This is a genomic window from Neisseria sp. P0009.S007, assembly GCF_051962515.1.
The window spans coordinates 1-475 of record NZ_JBQCVF010000875.1; the positions used below are offsets into that span (position 1 = coordinate 1).

Below are 475 nucleotides of genomic sequence, written 5' to 3' on the forward strand. Positions count from 1 at the left end.
GCCTATCTCGCCGCGATTCCCGTCTATGTCGTCTTAAGCGAATTTCCGGGCATCACCGGCGCAGCGGCGGCACTCGACAACCACTTGAAAAACGTTTAATCACACAAGCCGCCCCGACAAGGGGCGGCACACACCGAAGGGCATATTTATGTTAAGCAAAATCAGCGAATCACTGTCAAACCTGTCGGGCGCGGAACGTAAAGTCGCCGAATGCGCCTTGGCGGAACCCAAATGGTTTGTCCATGCCGCCGTCGCCGAAATCGCCGAGCGCGCATCCGTCAGCCAGCCGACCGTCATCCGTTTTTGCCGCAGCCTGGGCTACAAAGGACTGCCCGAGTTCAAACTCGCCCTGTCCGCCAGCATAGGCCACGAAGGTATGCCCTACGTCCATGAAGAGCTCAACGCCGACGACGACATGAGCATCGTTGTCGAAAAAGTATTGGGCAACGCCGCCGCCTCCATTTTGGGCGAGCGC

1 pseudogene is annotated in these 475 nt (G+C 58.3%); it reads left to right on the plus strand.

Annotated features, from left to right (window positions below):
* Positions 1 to 148: 148 nt before the first annotated feature.
* Positions 149 to 475, plus strand: a pseudogene (gene hexR, locus ACTHS3_RS16885) (DNA-binding transcriptional regulator HexR); the annotation flags it as partial.